The sequence below is a fragment of the Streptomyces sp. NPDC127068 genome, assembly GCF_042724695.1.
Taxonomy (GTDB): domain Bacteria; phylum Actinomycetota; class Actinomycetes; order Streptomycetales; family Streptomycetaceae; genus Streptomyces.
The window spans coordinates 1-15103 of record NZ_JBHXEN010000073.1; the positions used below are offsets into that span (position 1 = coordinate 1).

At 73.1% G+C, this 15103-nt stretch carries 13 protein-coding genes; 7 read left to right on the forward strand and 6 right to left on the reverse strand.

Annotated features, from left to right (window positions below):
• The first annotated feature begins 207 nt into the window (after positions 1 to 207).
• Positions 208 to 687, forward strand: coding sequence for an HIT family protein (locus ACFWIA_RS31885; RefSeq protein WP_387010737.1), 480 nt, complete (start codon positions 208 to 210; stop codon positions 685 to 687).
• Between the two features lie 99 nt (positions 688 to 786).
• On the opposite strand, the gene ACFWIA_RS31890 is transcribed toward ACFWIA_RS31885, so the two are convergent.
• Together ACFWIA_RS31890 and ACFWIA_RS31895 are read right to left on the reverse strand one after the other, a co-directional pair.
• Complete coding sequence (locus tag ACFWIA_RS31890; protein ID WP_387010738.1) at positions 787 to 3189, reverse strand: FtsX-like permease family protein; 2403 nt, start codon at positions 3187 to 3189, stop codon at positions 787 to 789.
• Positions 3186 to 3947 carry an ABC transporter ATP-binding protein gene (locus tag ACFWIA_RS31895; RefSeq protein WP_387010739.1) on the reverse strand — a complete coding sequence of 254 codons (762 nt, stop codon included), beginning with the start codon at positions 3945 to 3947 and terminating at the stop codon, positions 3186 to 3188. Before ACFWIA_RS31895 ends, ACFWIA_RS31890 begins: the two co-directional genes overlap by 4 nt.
• A gap of 112 nt (positions 3948 to 4059) precedes the next feature.
• Between ACFWIA_RS31895 and ACFWIA_RS31900 the strand changes: the two genes are divergently transcribed.
• From ACFWIA_RS31900 to ACFWIA_RS31920, 5 genes are all read left to right on the forward strand, one after another.
• A complete protein-coding gene (locus ACFWIA_RS31900; RefSeq protein WP_387010766.1) occupies positions 4060 to 5244 on the forward strand; it encodes a sensor histidine kinase in 1185 nt (394 codons plus the stop codon).
• On the forward strand, positions 5241 to 5897 hold the full coding sequence (locus ACFWIA_RS31905) for a response regulator (RefSeq protein WP_387010740.1): 657 nt from the start codon (positions 5241 to 5243) through the stop codon (positions 5895 to 5897). The genes ACFWIA_RS31900 and ACFWIA_RS31905 overlap by 4 nt, the downstream gene beginning before the upstream one ends.
• A 255-nt stretch (positions 5898 to 6152) precedes the next feature.
• On the forward strand, positions 6153 to 6704 hold the full coding sequence (locus ACFWIA_RS31910) for a nitroreductase family protein (RefSeq protein WP_387010741.1): 552 nt from the start codon (positions 6153 to 6155) through the stop codon (positions 6702 to 6704).
• On the forward strand, positions 6667 to 7005 hold the full coding sequence (locus ACFWIA_RS31915; protein ID WP_387010742.1) for a DUF6092 family protein: 339 nt from the start codon (positions 6667 to 6669) through the stop codon (positions 7003 to 7005). Before ACFWIA_RS31910 ends, ACFWIA_RS31915 begins: the two co-directional genes overlap by 38 nt.
• A 39-nt stretch (positions 7006 to 7044) precedes the next feature.
• Positions 7045 to 8538 carry a tRNA-dependent cyclodipeptide synthase gene (locus tag ACFWIA_RS31920; protein ID WP_387010743.1) on the forward strand — a complete coding sequence of 498 codons (1494 nt, stop codon included), beginning with the start codon at positions 7045 to 7047 and terminating at the stop codon, positions 8536 to 8538.
• 257 nt (positions 8539 to 8795) lie between these two features.
• Here ACFWIA_RS31920 and ACFWIA_RS31925 read toward each other — a convergent pair whose 3' ends face one another.
• Together ACFWIA_RS31925 and ACFWIA_RS31930 are read right to left on the reverse strand one after the other, a co-directional pair.
• Positions 8796 to 9890 carry a response regulator gene (locus tag ACFWIA_RS31925; protein ID WP_387010744.1) on the reverse strand — a complete coding sequence of 365 codons (1095 nt, stop codon included), beginning with the start codon at positions 9888 to 9890 and terminating at the stop codon, positions 8796 to 8798.
• Entirely contained in the window at positions 9883 to 10119 is a 237-nt protein-coding gene (locus ACFWIA_RS31930; RefSeq protein ID WP_387010745.1) for a hypothetical protein, read from the reverse strand. The genes ACFWIA_RS31925 and ACFWIA_RS31930 overlap by 8 nt, the downstream gene beginning before the upstream one ends.
• Positions 10120 to 10475: 356 nt before the next feature.
• On the opposite strand from ACFWIA_RS31930, the gene ACFWIA_RS31935 reads away from it, so the two are divergent.
• Entirely contained in the window at positions 10476 to 11972 is a 1497-nt protein-coding gene (locus ACFWIA_RS31935) for a DUF2252 domain-containing protein (protein WP_387010746.1), read from the forward strand.
• A gap of 18 nt (positions 11973 to 11990) precedes the next feature.
• Here the strand turns inward: ACFWIA_RS31935 and ACFWIA_RS31940 are convergent, their stop codons facing one another.
• Both ACFWIA_RS31940 and ACFWIA_RS31945 read right to left on the reverse strand, forming a co-directional pair.
• Complete coding sequence (locus ACFWIA_RS31940; RefSeq protein ID WP_387010747.1) at positions 11991 to 13331, reverse strand: chloride channel protein; 1341 nt, start codon at positions 13329 to 13331, stop codon at positions 11991 to 11993.
• A gap of 162 nt (positions 13332 to 13493) precedes the next feature.
• On the reverse strand, positions 13494 to 14894 hold the full coding sequence (locus tag ACFWIA_RS31945) for a cellulose binding domain-containing protein (RefSeq protein ID WP_387010748.1): 1401 nt from the start codon (positions 14892 to 14894) through the stop codon (positions 13494 to 13496).
• Between the last annotated feature and the right edge of the window lie 209 nt (positions 14895 to 15103).

Here is a 15103-nt window from a genome sequence, read left to right on the forward strand (position 1 = left end):
GGTCCCGCGCGTCACCCTTTTCACCCTGGGCCCACGTTCCCGGGGGGGCTTTTCGGCAAAAATGTCCCCCCACCCCCCCCCCGTTTTCTTTGCCCGGGGGGGTGCCCCCAAACGCAAAAAACCACCCGGCCCCCGGGCCGGGTGGGGGATCGTGCCCTCCCGACCGGCCCGGGGTGTCGGCCCCGACCTCGGAGATAGGTTGGGGCCATGAACGAAGACTGGCGTGCGGACCGGGTCGGTGCCGCGCTCCGAGGGGAGAACCCGACCGTGCTCCGTCGCCTCGACGGAGGATTCGCGGTGATCGGGGACGTGCAGTTCCTCCCCGGGTACTGCGTCCTCCTGACCGAAGTGCCCGGCGCGGAGCGGCTCTCCGACTTGCCGCGGCCCGCACGGCTGGCGTTCCTCTCCGCGATGGACCAGCTCGGCGAGGCCGTCGAGCGGGCCTGCCGGAGCCTCGACCCCGGGTTCCGCCGGGTCAACCTGGAGATCCTGGGGAACAAGGGCCCCTTCCTCCACGCCCACGTCTGGCCGAGGTACGCATGGGAGCCCGAGGAGCACGTGACCGTCCCCGTGTGGAGCTACCCGCGCGACCGGTGGGCCGACCCGCGCCACCGACTCGGCGCACAGCACGACCGAGTGCGCGGGGCCATCGGCAGCGCACTCGACCGGACGCGCACCAGGAACTGACCGCCGAGCCCGGCGGCACCGGGCGAGGCCGGCAGCACCGGGCGAGGCCGGCAGCACCACCGGGCCGCGCCCCGCACGTCGGAACGTCCCCGGGCGCCCTCAGTCGCGCATCACCCGGCGGGCCGGGAGCAGCGTCGCCGCCAGCGCGAGGAACAGCGTCGCCCCCACCGCGGCGCCCACCGGCGGCCAGGGGACGACGAGCGGCACCGCAACACCCAAGGTGCCGCTGAGGCCCGCCCGGATGCCCAGGAGCGAGGGCAGGGCCGCCAACACCCCCGTCACCGTGCCGATCAGCACCACCAGCACGGTCTCCACGGTGAGGGCGCCCAACAGCTGGCGCGAGGTCGCGCCGGACCGCCGTAGCACCCGCAGGTCGCCCGCGCGGTCGGCGGTGGACATCAGCGATGTGCTCGCCACGGCGATCCCGGTGTACCCCGCGGACACGGCGACCAACAGCACCGTGAACACCCGGATCAACCGGTCCTCCTCCGCGTCCGCCAGTCCCGCGTACTCCCCGACCGAGATCTCCCGGCCGCCCGACACCGCCCGCGGCGGACCGGTGCGGTGCACGGCCGAGGTCAGGGCGGACGGGTCGTGCTCCCGTACCAGCGCCCGCGACAGCAGCGCACCGTACGGCAGGTGACGGTCCTCCACCACCGCCACGATCCGCAGCGGCTCGGTGGAACCGTCCTCGAAGGTGACCGGCACCCCGCCGCCCGCGCGGGCCCCCAGCGCGGCGAGCCCCGACCGGGAGACGGCCATCGTGCCGGGTTCCGACACTGCCGCCAGGTCACCGTGGACGGTCTCGACCGGGCCGTGGACCTCGACGTACGGCCCCGGTTCGATGCCGATCGCCGTCAGCGGTGATCGTCCGGGGCCGCCGTGGATCAGCGTGGGGAGGATCGCCGAGCCGTCGATCCGCCGGACCTCCGCATCGGTGAGTCCCGGCGTTCCGTCAGGAACGACGGTCCCCTCAGCACGCACCGCGGCGACCTCCCGACGCTCGTACGCCTGCGCCGTCGTCTCGGTGTTGGCCGTGATCAGCACGGTGAACGCGACCGTCGCGAGGACCGGTGCGGCCGTCGAAGCGGTCCGGCGCACCGCCGTCAGGAGCCAGGCGCGCACCAACATCCCGGTGGCGCCCCGTCGGTGTGCCAGCGGGCGCGTGGCCAGCCGGGCCAGCGGCGGAACCAACGCCGGCATCAGCAGCGCCACTCCGGTGATCAACCCCGCGGCCGTCAACAGCGCCGTCGCGATCATGTCCCCGGGTTCCACCGCCGCGCTGGCGATCGCCGCGGCGACCCCGAGCGCGACGCACAGCAGCCCGATCGCCCGCCGCGCCGGCGGCAACGGCCGGTCGTCCACGGCCGCCTCGCGCAGGGCCTCCATCGGTCCTATGCGGGAGGCCCTGCGCGAGGCCGCCCACACACCGGCGAACGCCACGGCTACCCCCACGACGAAGGACAGCGCCGACACCCACGGCCGCGCTTCGACGGCGAAGCCGCGCGGCTGGAAACCCGTGTCGACCAACACCGCACCGAACTCCGGCGCACCCAGCGTGCCGATGAGGACACCTGCGCCGGAGGCCACCGCGCCGATCGCCAGGCCCTCCCCGTACACCGCGCGTCTCACCTGCCGGGGTGAAGCGCCGACCGTGCGCAGCAGACCGAACTCGCGGCGCCGCCGCGCGACGGTGAAGGCGAAGGCCGAGGACACGACGAAGACCGTGACGAACGCGGACAGCGCCGTCATGGCCGTGACGACCTGCCCACCGATCCAGCGGACCTCCTCGTCCGCGCCGGCGACGAGGGCCTCCCGCTCCTCCCCGTGGAGCACCCGCCCCGTGCCGTCGACCGCCCGCCCGGCCGCCGAAGCCACCGCCCCGGGGTCGGCGCCGTCATCGAGTCGCAGACCGATGACCCGCACCCCGCCCGCCAGTTCCGCGGCACGGGCGTCGGTGACGTAGTAGCCGGGCCCCCCGACCGTGCCGGACACTCTGAACGCACCGGGTCCGGACGCGGTCAGCAGGGTGATCCGCCGACCGGTCGCGAACCCCAGCGACCGGTCGACCACCACCTCGTCGGCCTGCCGCGGAGCCCGGCCCGACACGAGCCGGTACGGGGCGAGGGCCGCGCTCGACCAACCGCGGCCGAGCCGGTCACCCGGGCGTTGCTCACCGACCGGGCGCCGACCGTCGAGTGCCTGCGCGGCGAAGGAACGGTCGGGCACCGCGGCCCGCACCCCGGGGAGCGCGCCCAACCGCCGGGTCAGCCGCTCGGTGTCCGCCGGTGCGAACGGAGCCGCCTCCAGGAAGGTCGCCGGGTCCGCGGCGCCGCTGTGCACGACGACCGGGGCCGCCGCGTACCGCTCGGGTACCCCGGCACCGCCCGACAGCAGGACCAGGGCGCTCATCGTGAAGAGCGCAGCGCCCAGGCAGAGTGCCGCGAACGCCCCGACGAACGCGGTCCGCCGTTCGCGCAGCGAGGCCAGCAGGTACGTCATGCGCCCGCCTCCAGCTTCGCCGTCCGGGTCGCGATGACCGTGGCGCTCGTCCGCTCGGTCAGCTCGTCGGAGATCCTGCCGTCCGCCAGGAGGACCACCCGGTCGGCGAAGGACGCGGCCACCGGGTCGTGGGTGACCATGATGATCGTCTGGCTCCGCTCCTCCACCAGCCGACGGAGCAGGGTGAGGACGTGCCAGGAGGTCCTGGTGTCGAGGGCGCCCGTGGGCTCGTCGGCGAAGACCACCGCCGGGTCACCGATCAGCGCCCGGGCGATGGCGACCCGCTGCTGCTGGCCCCCGGACAGTCCACTCGGCCGGTGCCGGGCGCGCCGGGCCAGCCCCACCTCGTCGAGTGCCGCGGCGATGACGGCCGGATCGGGGCGACGGCCCGCGAGCCGTAGGGGCAGGGCGACGTTCTGCTCCGCGGTGAGCGCGGAGACCAGGTTGAACGACTGGAAGACGAAGCCGATCCGGTCACGGCGCAACCGGGTGAGGCCCGTCTCGTCCAGCCCGGCGAGGTCGGTGCCGTCGAGGACGACGCGCCCGGAGGTGGGTCGTTCGAGGCCTGCCGCACAGTGCAGCAGCGTGGACTTGCCGGAGCCGGAGGGGCCCATGACCGCGGTCAGGGTGCCCCGCGCGCACGCCAGGTCGACCGAGTCGAGCGCGGTCACCGCGCCCTCCCCGCTGCCGAAGTGCCGGGTGAGCGCGCCCAGTTCGACGGGGTGTGCCGTCGTCGATGGAGGAACGGTGATGAGCATGCGTCGAGTCAAGCCGGGCACCGGTCGAAGCACACGGGCAGCCGGGCTAGTCCGCACACTCCACCTGGCACTACTGCGCCCGCCGGCCCTCCATGGATACCTTCGACGGGTGATGCCACGAACGGCGCTGGAGGCGCTGATCCGACAGCCCCTGCGTTTCCTCCTGACCTCCTGGCCCTGGCGGTCCCTCGGCTACCTCCTGCCGGGCGGACTGCTCGGGGTGGCCGCGTGGACCGCGGTGGGCGGCCTGGCCGCCGCCTGGTCGCGGATCGGAGCGGTCGCGGCGGCGACGGGGGCCGTCGCCGTCCTCGCCTTCGTGGCCGCCGTGTCCGGGCCGCTGGAGCGCTGGCGCCTGCGGATCGTCACCGCCGACGCCCGCCGGCCGCCGGACGGTGCACCGACACCGGACCCCTGGCGCACCACCGGGTACGGAGCCGTGTCGGTGCTCGCCGTGGGATGGGCCGACCTCGCGCTGCTCCTGGTGGCGGCGGGCATCCCCGGGGTGCTGCTCACCGCCCCCCTCCAGCCCACCGCCCCGCCGTGGGCCTCGGTCGCCGGTCCGGTCGCCGGTGCGCTGCTGCTGCCGGTGGCCGCCTACCCCGTCACCGTATGGGCGGGAGCACGGGCCGCCGTCGCGCGAGCCGTACTGGCGCCCCGCGAAGGGGAGTTGCAGGAGGTCCGCCGCTCCCGCGCCCGACTGGCGCACTCCTACGAGTCGGAGCGGCGCCGCATCGAACGGGACCTCCACGACGGCGCCCAGCAACGACTGGTGGCGCTGACCGTGAAGCTCGGCCTCGCCGGACTCGACCTACCGCCCGGATCGCGGGCGGCCGGGGAGGTCGCCGCTGCGCACCGGATGGCGAAGGAGGCGCTGGAGGAACTGCGGGAGGTGATCCGCGGGGTCCATCCGCACGTGCTCGGCGAGCGCGGACTGCCCTTCGCCGTACGGGACGTGGCGGGTCGCTCGCCCGTCCCCGTCGACCTCGACCTCGATCTGGCGCGGCGGCTGCCCACCGCGGTGGAGGTCGCCGCCTACTACGCGGTCTCCGAGGCGCTCACCAATGTCGCCCGGCACAGCGGGGCGCAGCGTTGCCGGGTGACCGGGAGCCTCGCCCGCGGCGCACTCGTGGTGGAGGTGTCCGACGACGGTCGGGGCGGTGCGCGGCCGGACGGCGGCACCGGACTGGTCGGGCTGGCGGACCGGGTGGCCGCCGTCGACGGACGCATGCTGCTGTCCAGCCCGACCGGCGGACCGACCCTCGTCCGCGTCGAGATCCCGGTGGAGGCCCGCGCATGAGCCGGTTGACGGTCGTGATCGCCGAGGACGCGGTGCTGCTGCGCGAAGGGCTCGTCGGGCTCCTCGAACGCTTCGGGCACACCGTGGCCGCCGCCGTCGGGGACGGGCCGTCCCTGGTGGCCGCGGCCACCGAGCACCGGCCGGACGTGGTGATCGCCGACGTCCGCATGCCCCCCGACCACACCGACGAGGGCCTGCGCGCGGTACGCACCCTGCACCGGCTGCGCCCCACGCTCGCCGCACTCGTGCTCAGCCAGTACGTCGAACAGACCTTCGCCGATGAACTCCTCGGGTCCCGCGCCGGTGCCGGCACCGGCTACCTGCTCAAGGACCGGATCGGCGACGTCGAGGAGTTCATGGACGCGGTGACCAGGGTCGCCGCCGGCGGTACCGTCGTCGATCCCGAGGTCGTCCGGCAGCTCCTGGCCCGCCGCCGCGACCCGCTGGACCGGTTGACGCGGCGCGAGCGGGAAGTGCTCGGACTGATCGCCGAGGGCCGCTCCAACGCGGCGGTGGCCAGGGCGCTCGTCGTCACGGAGGCGGCCGTCGCGAAGCACATCGCGAACATCTTCCTCAAGCTCGAACTGCCCCCCGCCCCCGACGACCACCGCAGGGTCAGGGCGGTCCTCGCCTACGTGCGCGGCACCGGGTAAAGCACCCCCCCCCGCAGACGGTCCGCGTGGGGTGGGCCGTGCGGGGCGGTCCGTGCGGGTGGGCCGTGCGGAAAAGAGGACTTAGCCCCCCGCCCGGGTGAACATCACCAGCGGCCGATCACAGAGTTCCCCGTGCGTGCCACAGTCTTGCTCCGGACGCCGTCCCCCCACGGCGTCCCACTCAACTCCTCGGCGCGCCCCCCGGAACGGATCGTTCCCGGGTGCCCCGGTCAGCGGAGCCCAGGGAGGAAGCGGTTGTCCACGCGGAAGTCATCAGACCTCGTCCAGGTGCTACGGACCCGCAGTGCGGTGCGGCAGTACACCGCCCAGCCCGTCGACGACGACGCGCTGGACCGTCTGCTGGACGCGATACTGGCCGCCCCCACCGGCGGGAACAAGCAGGCGTGGGCCTTCGTGGCGGTCCGCGACCCGCGCACCCTGCGACTGTTGAGGGCCTTCTCGCCGGGAATCATCGAGCCTCCGCCCCTCGTCGTCGTGGCCTGCTTCGACCGGTCACGGGCGGTCAAGGACGACGGGGAGTTCTGGGACGAGGGACTGCTGTGCGTGGCCATGGCCGTGCAGAACCTGCTGCTCGCCGCACACGCCCTCGGCTTGGGCGGCTGTCCCGCCGCGAGCTTCCGCCGACACGCCGCCCGCACGCTGTTGGGGCTGCCCGAACACCTGGAACCCCTCCTCATGGTGCCGATCGGGTACCCGAAGAGGCCGCTCGCATCACCACCACGCCGAAACCGAGCCGAGGTAGTCAGCTATGAGTTCTGGGGAAACCACACCCTGGCCCGTCGATGAAGAACTCCTCCTGTTGGCGGCCTACCTGCTGAGCAGCGGCCGCGGCCTCCTCGACGAGCCGCAGCAGTACGGCCCCTTCCGCTGTATCGACGCGGCCCGCAGGGTGCTGGTGATGCTGCGGGACCGTGGCGTGGCCCACGAGGAACTGGCATCCGTGCAAAAGCAGTTGGAGGACTTCATGTGCGGACCCATGACTCCGAGGGACCTGCCTGCCTTCCTCGACGAGGTGTGCGGACGATTCACCGTGCTGCTCAGGGACTCCGACCTGATCCAGCGCACGGCGCCCGCCGTCGCCGGCTGAGGCGGAGAGGGCGGCCGGCCGAGGAGAGACGACAAGACGATGTTCGAGGTAATGCCCCTCACCCGTACCTGCCAGAGGGTCCTGGAGCGCGGGGACCACGCGCTGATCGGGGTCAGCACCGGGAACAGCTACTTCAGTCAGGACCGGCTGGGGTCCCTGCTGGTCTGGGCGGAACAGCACTTCAGCCTGGTGGACGTCCTGTACATCGACACGCACATCGACGCCATGCTGGTGGCGACGGGACTGCCCCCCGCGCAGGCCCGCAGGCGCACCAAGGGCATGCTCAAGGACGTGCGGCGGAGGATCCGGCGAGCCCTGGAGATGACCTCGGGTGCCGAACACGGCCGGATCCGGGTACATCCCCTGTCCGCATACGAGGGCCTGCCGCAGTACGAGAAGGTGCTGCGCCGCATCGAACCGGACCTCGGGGCGGAGGGCTCCCTCATGGGATCGGCGCAGGCGCAGGTCCGCGATCTGCTGGTGTCGCACGTGCCCGGCCCCACGGAACCCGTCCTGGTGGCCGCCCAGATGCAGGCGGGGCTCGCCTACCTGCGTGCGGAACTGCCGTTCCTGTTGGACACGCCCGCCATCCTCAACGTTCCCTCGTCGGTCACCTGCTACCACAAGTTGATGCCGGTGGCCCAGGAGATGTTCGAAGGGCTCGGCGCCCTCAGCCGCAACCCCCGCCAGGGATTCCTCGTGGTGCGTCCCGCACCGCAGCGGTCCACGGACCGCCCCTGGCCGCCGTCCTTCCTGCCAAGGAGACCCGAGTTGACACTCACCGAGCAGTACGACGAAATCGCGAGCGACTACACCGACGTGGAGCGCGTGTTCAGTACGTACCGCAGTCTCATCGAGGTGCCCTCACTGACCCGGGCGTTGGGTCCGGTGGACGGTGCCACGGTCTTGGACGTCGGATGTGGATCCGGCACCTACAGCCGTTTGTTGCGGCGTCGGGGCGCCGAACGGGTGCTCGGGGTGGATCTGTCCGCCGGGATGGTGGACGTGGCACGGCGGCTCGAAGAACACGAGCCGTTGGGGGTGCGCTACGAGGTGCACGACGCCGTGGACATGCCGGTGCTCGGCGCCTTCGACGCGGTGGTCGCGGTCGCGGTGCTGCACTACGCCGACAGCCGGCAGGCACTGGCCCGGATGTTGGAGCGGATCCGGGCCAACCTCGTCCCCGGCGGGCGGTTCGTCGCCTTCGTCGGCAACCCGCGGCTGCCGGCCGACACGGCGCAGATGAACGGTCTCGTCGTCCACCGGCCGCAGAACGCCCGTGACGGGGACCCGTCTCCGCTCACGATCCCCACCACTCCGCCCACCACCCTGCCCGCGCGCTACTGGAGCTGTGAGGCGATCGAGCGAGCGTTGCATGCGAGTGGCTTCGGCGAGGTGGTGTGGGAGCCGCTGGAGGGTCTGCCCCCCGGGATCGAGGAACCCGTCAACCTCCTGGTCAGCGCCCGTGCCGTGCCGATCGGGTCCCCGGACGCGGGGGAGCGCGAGGTCGGGACGGCCCGCGCCGAAGCCTGACCGGCTGCCGCAGCCGGGGCGGGCCCGGCGGCTCCGAGGAACCGAACGCCCGGCGCGTACGAGGCGTCGTGTCACCATCCGCCCTCGAAGAAGGCCAGCAGCGCGGCTGCCGGGTCCGCCACGGTGCTGAAGTCCGGCCACCGAGACCACCAGCACGAACGCCCCTGAGATGGGCCAGGACGGCCAGTACGTACCGGCTGAGCATCAGCACCGGCGTGCCGGGCAGGCACAGACGTGCGGTGATCGCGGGCGGGTCCTCACCGGCCGCCGGCCCGGCGTTCCAGATGGATGCCGGTGAACACCGCCACCTTGGCCCGCAGCGCCCAGGGGTCGAAGGGCTTGCCGAGGTAGTCGACGGCGCCGGCCGCGTAGCCCCGGGCCGAGTGTTCGGCATCGACCCCCATGGCAGTGAGGAAGATGATCGGCACGTCCCGGGTCCGGGGCCGCCGTTTGATGTGCGCGGCGGTCTCGTACCCGTCCATGTCGGGCATCTGGACGTCCATGATGATGACGGCGAAGTCATCGTCGTTGAGCAGTGCCTTCAGGGCCTCGCGCCCCGAGGACACGGCCACCAACTCCTGGTCCAGCGTGGACAGCACCGCGGTCATGGCGAGCAGGTTGTCCGCCTGGTCGTCCACGACGAGGATCTTCGGCAGGCACCGGGTGCCCGGGGGCGCGGCCGACAGCGCGGCACCCCGCTGCACCCGTTCGACCGCCTCCAGTTGGCGTTCGAGCAGCGCACACCGCTTCTCGGCCTCCTCGTGCCGGTCCCGTGCCGCCCGCAGGTCGGCGGCCAGCCGCGCCACCTCGCTCTGGAGGGTGTCACGCTCCCGCAGCAACTCCGAGACGTCCGGGCAGGCCGCCTCCAGGGCGTTCGCCCGTTCCCGCTCGTTGCCCCACTCGGCTTCCAACTGGTTCAGCCGCACCTCCAGATCGGCGATCTGGTGCATCCGGTCGAGCAGCGCATCACCCAGTACGTCGCCCCGCGCGGTGGAGCGGCGGGAGTCACGGTCGGCGTCCGCCAGTTGGCGTTCCAGCACCTCGACCGCGTGACGGGGCGAGGAGCCCGTGGCGACCGCGGCCCGGTGCAGCGCGCGCAGGAGCTCCATCGCCCGTGGAGTGGCGGCATTGCCCCGGTGTTCCGCCAGGTCGGTGAAGAGGTCCGTCACCACCTCCCAGGGCGGCACCCGGGTCCCGCTCAGATAACGCGAGAAGGTCCCCGGGTCGCGTTTGCGTCGGGCCGCGTACCGTCGCACCGACACGTCCAGCCCGTCGAACAGTTCCCGCAGCGCCTGGGCCAGCGCCCGGGCCTCCCGGGAGAGGTCTCCGGCCAGTGGGCGCAGCTCAGCCATGACCGTCCCTCCGCCCCGTGGGTTCCCCCGGGCGTCGCCCCCCGCTCGGCTCGGGCGCGATCATCCGGTGCGCCAGCGGCAGCGCGAGTCCCGCCGCGGTCAGCGCGGTGAGCGCTCCCCGCGCCGCACCCTCCCCCGCGAGCACACTGAGCACCCCCACCGCCGTACCGGCCAGCACGGCGAGCAGCAGGACCAGCGCCGTCCTCACCGTGAGCAGCGATCGGTCCATGATGACCTCCTCCTGCCGTCGCACCCGCCGGGGCGACAGCCGTTGCGCCCGACGGAGCCGCGGGACGAGGCACAGCATGGAGGGTGTGCGGCCCGTTGCGCACGGTAACCCCCGGATCGGCAACGTTGGTCGCGCCCGCACCCCCGGGTGCACCGTGCGCGCCCCTGTTCCGCGCCGTGCGGGACCCGCTTCCGGGGTGTTGCAGGGGTGTTGCGGCGTCCGCATCACCCGGCCCGTCGCGCGGGTGATGCCGGTGGGGCGGGGGAGTGGGATGGTGGAAGGGACGGGACCGACCCCCGCACGCCCCGGCGCAGAGTCCGTCGCCAGCCGGGGGCGCCCGGGTGAGGAGTGTGGTGATGCCCGGGAACAGCGGAACCAAAGCGACCAGCGGCAACAGCGGGAGCAGCGGAAGGAACGGCAACAGCGGAAGGAACGGCAACAAAGGGATCAGGCCGAACGCGTCCGGTGACCGACCGTGGCTCCCGCCCGACCAGCGGGCGGCCCGGGGCAGGGCGGCGCGGTCCAAGACCCCGCGCTCCAGCCACGCGGAGTTCACCCGTACGTCCGTGGACCCGCTACGGATCGTCGAAGCGCAGTCGGCCACCCGCGTGCCCGACCTCGTGCCCATCCGCTACGCACGCATGGCGGAGTCCCCGTTCCGTTTCTACCGCGGTGCCGCGGCCATCATGGCCGCCGATCTCGACACCACCCCGACCACCGGACTGCACGCCCAACTCTGCGGCGACGCACACCTGTTGAACTTCCGCCTGTTGGGTTCCCCGGAGCGCAAGCTCATCTTCGACATCAACGACTTCGACGAGACCCTGCCCGGCCCGTGGGAGTGGGACGTCAAACGCCTCGCCGCCAGCTTCGTCATCGCCGGCCGGGAGAACGGGTTCACGACGGCGGAGCGCCGGGCGATCGTCCGCGCCACGGTGCGTTCGTACCGCGAGCGGATGCGCCTGTTCGCCGGGATGTCGAACCTCGCCGTCTGGTACACGATCGCCGACGCCGAGGAACTGGAACTCCTGGCCTCGGGACGGTTGCAGCGACGGGGCCGCAAGATGCTGTCCCGCACCCTCGCCAAGGCCCGCACCCGGGACAGCCTCCAGGCGTTCGACAAGCTCACCCGTCTGGTGGACGGCGAACGACGGATCGTCCCCGCGCCCCCCGTCGTCATGCCGGCCGCCGCCCTGCTCCCGGACCGGGAGCGCAGCGAACTCGCCGCCATGATCGACGACCTCATCGCCCGCTACGGGGAGAGCCTGCCGACGGACCGCCGCCGGCTGCTGAGCCAGTTCACCGTGGTGGACGTGGCGCGCAAGGTGGTCGGCGTCGGCAGCGTCGGCACCCGTTGCTGGATCGTCCTGCTGATCGGGCGGGACAGCGGCGACCCCCTGTTCCTCCAGGCCAAGGAGGCCGACCGGTCCGTGCTCGCCCCCTACGCCGGCGAGAGCGAGTTCCGCACCCAGGGCGAACGGGTGGTCGCCGGACAGCGCCTCATGCAGGCGGCCAGTGACATCTTCCTCGGCTGGGAGCGGGTCCGGGCACCCGACGGCGAGCAGCGGGACTTCTACGTGCGCCAACTGCGCGACTGGAAGGGCATCATGGAGACCCGGCTGATGGTGCCGCGCGGCATGGCGCTCTTCGGCGAGCTCTGCGGAGCCAACCTCGCCCGGGCGCACGCCAGATCGGGGGACCGGATCGCCATCGCCGCCTATCTGGGGCGCGGGGAGGTCTTCGACCGGGCCGTCGCCGACTTCGCCGAGCAGTACGCCGACCAGAACGAACGCGATCACGCCGCGCTGGTCGCCGCGGTGAAGTCCGGACGGCTCCCCGCCCAGGCCGCCTGACCCACCGGGCCCGAGACGTCACCCCGGGCGCCCGCGAGACGCGTCCGCCGAGGTTCCGCGGTGACGGCGTGAGCGGAGCAGTTCCCCGGTGGCGAAGGCGACCACCGCACAGACCAGGACGACCGCCATCTGCTCGGGCGCGTCCCGGCCGAGCAACAGGGTGGCCAGCACCGACGCCGTCACGGGCAGCCGGGTCACCGCCGCCGCGGCCGAGACGATGCCCACCGCCAGCGCGGTCGTCACCCCGAAGCCCGGCAGGCCCGCGAAGACCAACGCGAGGACCGGTCCGACGAGCAACGCCGGGAAGATCGGGCCGCCGCGCAGCGCGCCCAGGGAGACCGACCACGCCAGCCCCTTGAACAGCAGCAGCCAGAGCAGGACGGAGATCGGCCAGGCACCCGGGTCGGCGGCCAACTCCGCCAGGGTCTCCTGACCCGAGAGAGCGGCCTCCTCGGGCGACCGGCCGGTGCACAGCCCGTAGGCGGCGAGCGCCACTGCGACCGCCACCGCGCACAGCACGGTCCGCGGCCCGGGGTGTTTGGCCGTCCAGTCGGCGATCCGACCGCCCAGGGTGACCGCGACCCACATCACGACCGCGATCACCACCGCCAGCGGCACCCCCCAGAGGAAGTCCCCCGCTTCCAAGGGATCGTCGGGCGGCACCGAGGGCAGGGCCAGTCCCCCCGTGTCGAGTCCCGTCCACCGCCCGAACCCGGTGAGGACCAGGGCGCCCACCCCGCTGGCGAGCAGGCTGGGCAGGATCAGGGCGAGGAGCCCGGGGCCACCGAGCCCGGCGGCCTCGATGATCAGCACCGCGGCGACCAGGGGGCTGCCGAACACGGTGGAGATCGTGGTGGCCGAGCCGGCCGCCCCCAGGACGGCGACCAACTGCGGCGATCCGGCGCGTCGCGCCGACCGGACCGCCAGCAGGGCCAGGCCGCTGCCGATCGCCATCAGCGGCGCCTCGGGGCCCAGCACCGCGCCGAAGGCCAGCGAGGCCAACCCGGCGAGTACCACCCCGGGCAGGGCGGACGGTTCCGTCGCCGCCGCGTTCAACCCCCGGGCCGGCACGTGCCCGCCGGCGCCCGGCAGTCGGGTGACGACCCACGCCACCAGCAGCCCCCCGACGGCCAGCAGGGGAAGCGGCCACCACCAGGGGGCGACCGCGTAGCCGAGGTGCTGCGGCAGGTGTTCCCAGAGGCCGTTCTGCGCGGCGTGCTCCAGGGCGAGGAAACCGAACGCCACCAGGGACAGCGGCACCCCCAGCACCGTCGCGAGCAGCAGCAGCCGCAGGTACCCCGGGTCCCGCAGCACCTCGCCGACCGGGCGCGCCGGGCCGGGCTCCGCCGCCTGGGCCATCCGGGACCTCGCCTCCTCGGGCGCGGGCACCCGCACCACGCTCCCGGTCCAGACTCCGACACGCCCCGCTGCGCGGCACCTCCACAGAGCCGTACGGGCGGCACCCGGGGAGAGGGGGACCGTGCCGCGCCGGGGCGCGACACGGTCGTGACGGCGTACGGGTCAGCCCGCGGTGACCGTGTCCGCGAAGGCCGTGCCCGTCGCGCGGTAGGCGTCGACCTTGGCGGCCACCTGCGCCGGGGTCAGCACCTGGTCCTTGACGTGCAGCACGTAGTCGACCTGCTGCTCGTAGCTGCGGGGTGCGGTGCCGGTCTGCCCGGTGAGGTCGGTGAACCACTGGTTGAAGCTGATCAGCATCGCCCGTTCGGGCAGGAAGCCGGCACCGTGGGTGCCGAACAGCCGGCCGTCGAGGTAGTACCGGATGTCGTTGCCGTCGATGGTGAAGACCAGGTCGTGCCAGCCGTCGTGGCTGCTGCGGGCGACCGTGTGCGTGTTGACGAGCTGCCCGGTGGTCGGGTGGTAGGTCTCCCAGGAGGTGGCGAAGAAGGCGTTCGAGGTCTCGCCCCAGCCGCCGTTGGGCAGGTACTCGAAGTCGTACTCGGCGTAGTCGTCGGCCATCGGGGACTTCAGGTCGTTGATGGCGAAGAACGTCTGCACCACGTGGTCGCCGTCCGGGCCCTGCGCCACCGGTGCGTCACTGAACTTGACGCGGGCCGCGTAGGTGCCGTTCTTGAACTTCATCGACGTCGTGGAGATCTCGGCGTGCTCGGTGCTGGCCGCCGTGCCGGCGGTGCCCGCCTTCAGGGTCATCAGGGAGGACCCGGCCTCCTGCGAGAACGTGACGTTCTTCGGGGACCAGGTCGCGCCGTAGACGCCCGGTCCGCCGCCCCAGGAACGCAACTGCCAGCCGTTGGCGCTGAGCTTGGGGTCGCTGCCCGAGGTGTAGGCGAAGTCGTCGAACAGGGCCTGACCGGGCGGCGGTTCGGTGGAGCCGCCCGGTTCGGTGCCCCACACGGTGGTGCCGGAGACCCGCGCGGTGACCTTCGGCCAGTCGGCGTAGGCGCTCTGTCCGGCGCCGAAGGAGTGGTCGTCGCTCTGGACCAGCTGCTGCCAGTCGGTGCGGTGGAACCGTAGCTGGAGGTCACCGGTGTCCGTGCCCGCGGCTAGCGAACCGGCCCCGGCGGTGAAGCCGACCTCCAGGTAACGGTCGGCGGTGGCCGTGGGGTTGGCGAGGGTGCCGAACGAGCCGGTGACGTTCGCGCAGCCCTTCACCGCCCAGTCGCAGGCGAACCGGTAGCTGGTCGTCGCCGAGTCGGCCTTGAAGTAGTAGCGGAGCTTGACCTCGCTGAGCGGCACGGCCGCCGCGCCCGTGTTGCGCACCTTGAACCAGGGCGCCGTCTGCGAGGAGGTCGCGCCGGTCGAACCGGTCCGGTACTGCACGGTGAGCCCGCCGGTGGCGGCCTGGGCGGCGGTGGGGAGTGCGGCGAGCCCGACGGCGGCCAGGGCCGTGGCGAGTGCGCCGGCCGCGACGGCACGCAACCGGGTGTGGGGGGGTCTTCTCATGACGCTGCCTCTCCTGAACGGTTGAGACGGACGGCCGCCCCTGGGGCCGGGCGGCATCCGAGTGATCGTACGGAAACGCTGACGCGTTTCAACTGCCTTGCACACAGGGCGAGATGGGCACGCCTGGCCCGTCCCGATTCGCACCCCGCTGTCCCCCACCCGCAGGGGCGCTCGTCTCCGGGACTCCCCTAGGGGCGGGCAACCCTCCC

Coding starts and splice junctions, on each gene's coding strand:
- ACFWIA_RS31885 (WP_387010737.1), top strand. CDS start 208: ATGAACGAAGACTGGCGTGCGGACCGGGTCGGTGCCGCGCTCCGAGGG.
- ACFWIA_RS31890 (WP_387010738.1), bottom strand. CDS start 3,189: ATGACGTACCTGCTGGCCTCGCTGCGCGAACGGCGGACCGCGTTCGTC.
- ACFWIA_RS31895 (WP_387010739.1), bottom strand. CDS start 3,947: ATGCTCATCACCGTTCCTCCATCGACGACGGCACACCCCGTCGAACTG.
- ACFWIA_RS31900 (WP_387010766.1), top strand. CDS start 4,060: ATGCCACGAACGGCGCTGGAGGCGCTGATCCGACAGCCCCTGCGTTTC.
- ACFWIA_RS31905 (WP_387010740.1), top strand. CDS start 5,241: ATGAGCCGGTTGACGGTCGTGATCGCCGAGGACGCGGTGCTGCTGCGC.
- ACFWIA_RS31915 (WP_387010742.1), top strand. CDS start 6,667: ATGAGTTCTGGGGAAACCACACCCTGGCCCGTCGATGAAGAACTCCTC.
- ACFWIA_RS31920 (WP_387010743.1), top strand. CDS start 7,045: ATGTTCGAGGTAATGCCCCTCACCCGTACCTGCCAGAGGGTCCTGGAG.
- ACFWIA_RS31925 (WP_387010744.1), bottom strand. CDS start 9,890: ATGGCTGAGCTGCGCCCACTGGCCGGAGACCTCTCCCGGGAGGCCCGG.
- ACFWIA_RS31930 (WP_387010745.1), bottom strand. CDS start 10,119: ATGGACCGATCGCTGCTCACGGTGAGGACGGCGCTGGTCCTGCTGCTC.
- ACFWIA_RS31935 (WP_387010746.1), top strand. CDS start 10,476: ATGCCCGGGAACAGCGGAACCAAAGCGACCAGCGGCAACAGCGGGAGC.
- ACFWIA_RS31940 (WP_387010747.1), bottom strand. CDS start 13,331: ATGGCCCAGGCGGCGGAGCCCGGCCCGGCGCGCCCGGTCGGCGAGGTG.
- ACFWIA_RS31945 (WP_387010748.1), bottom strand. CDS start 14,894: ATGAGAAGACCCCCCCACACCCGGTTGCGTGCCGTCGCGGCCGGCGCA.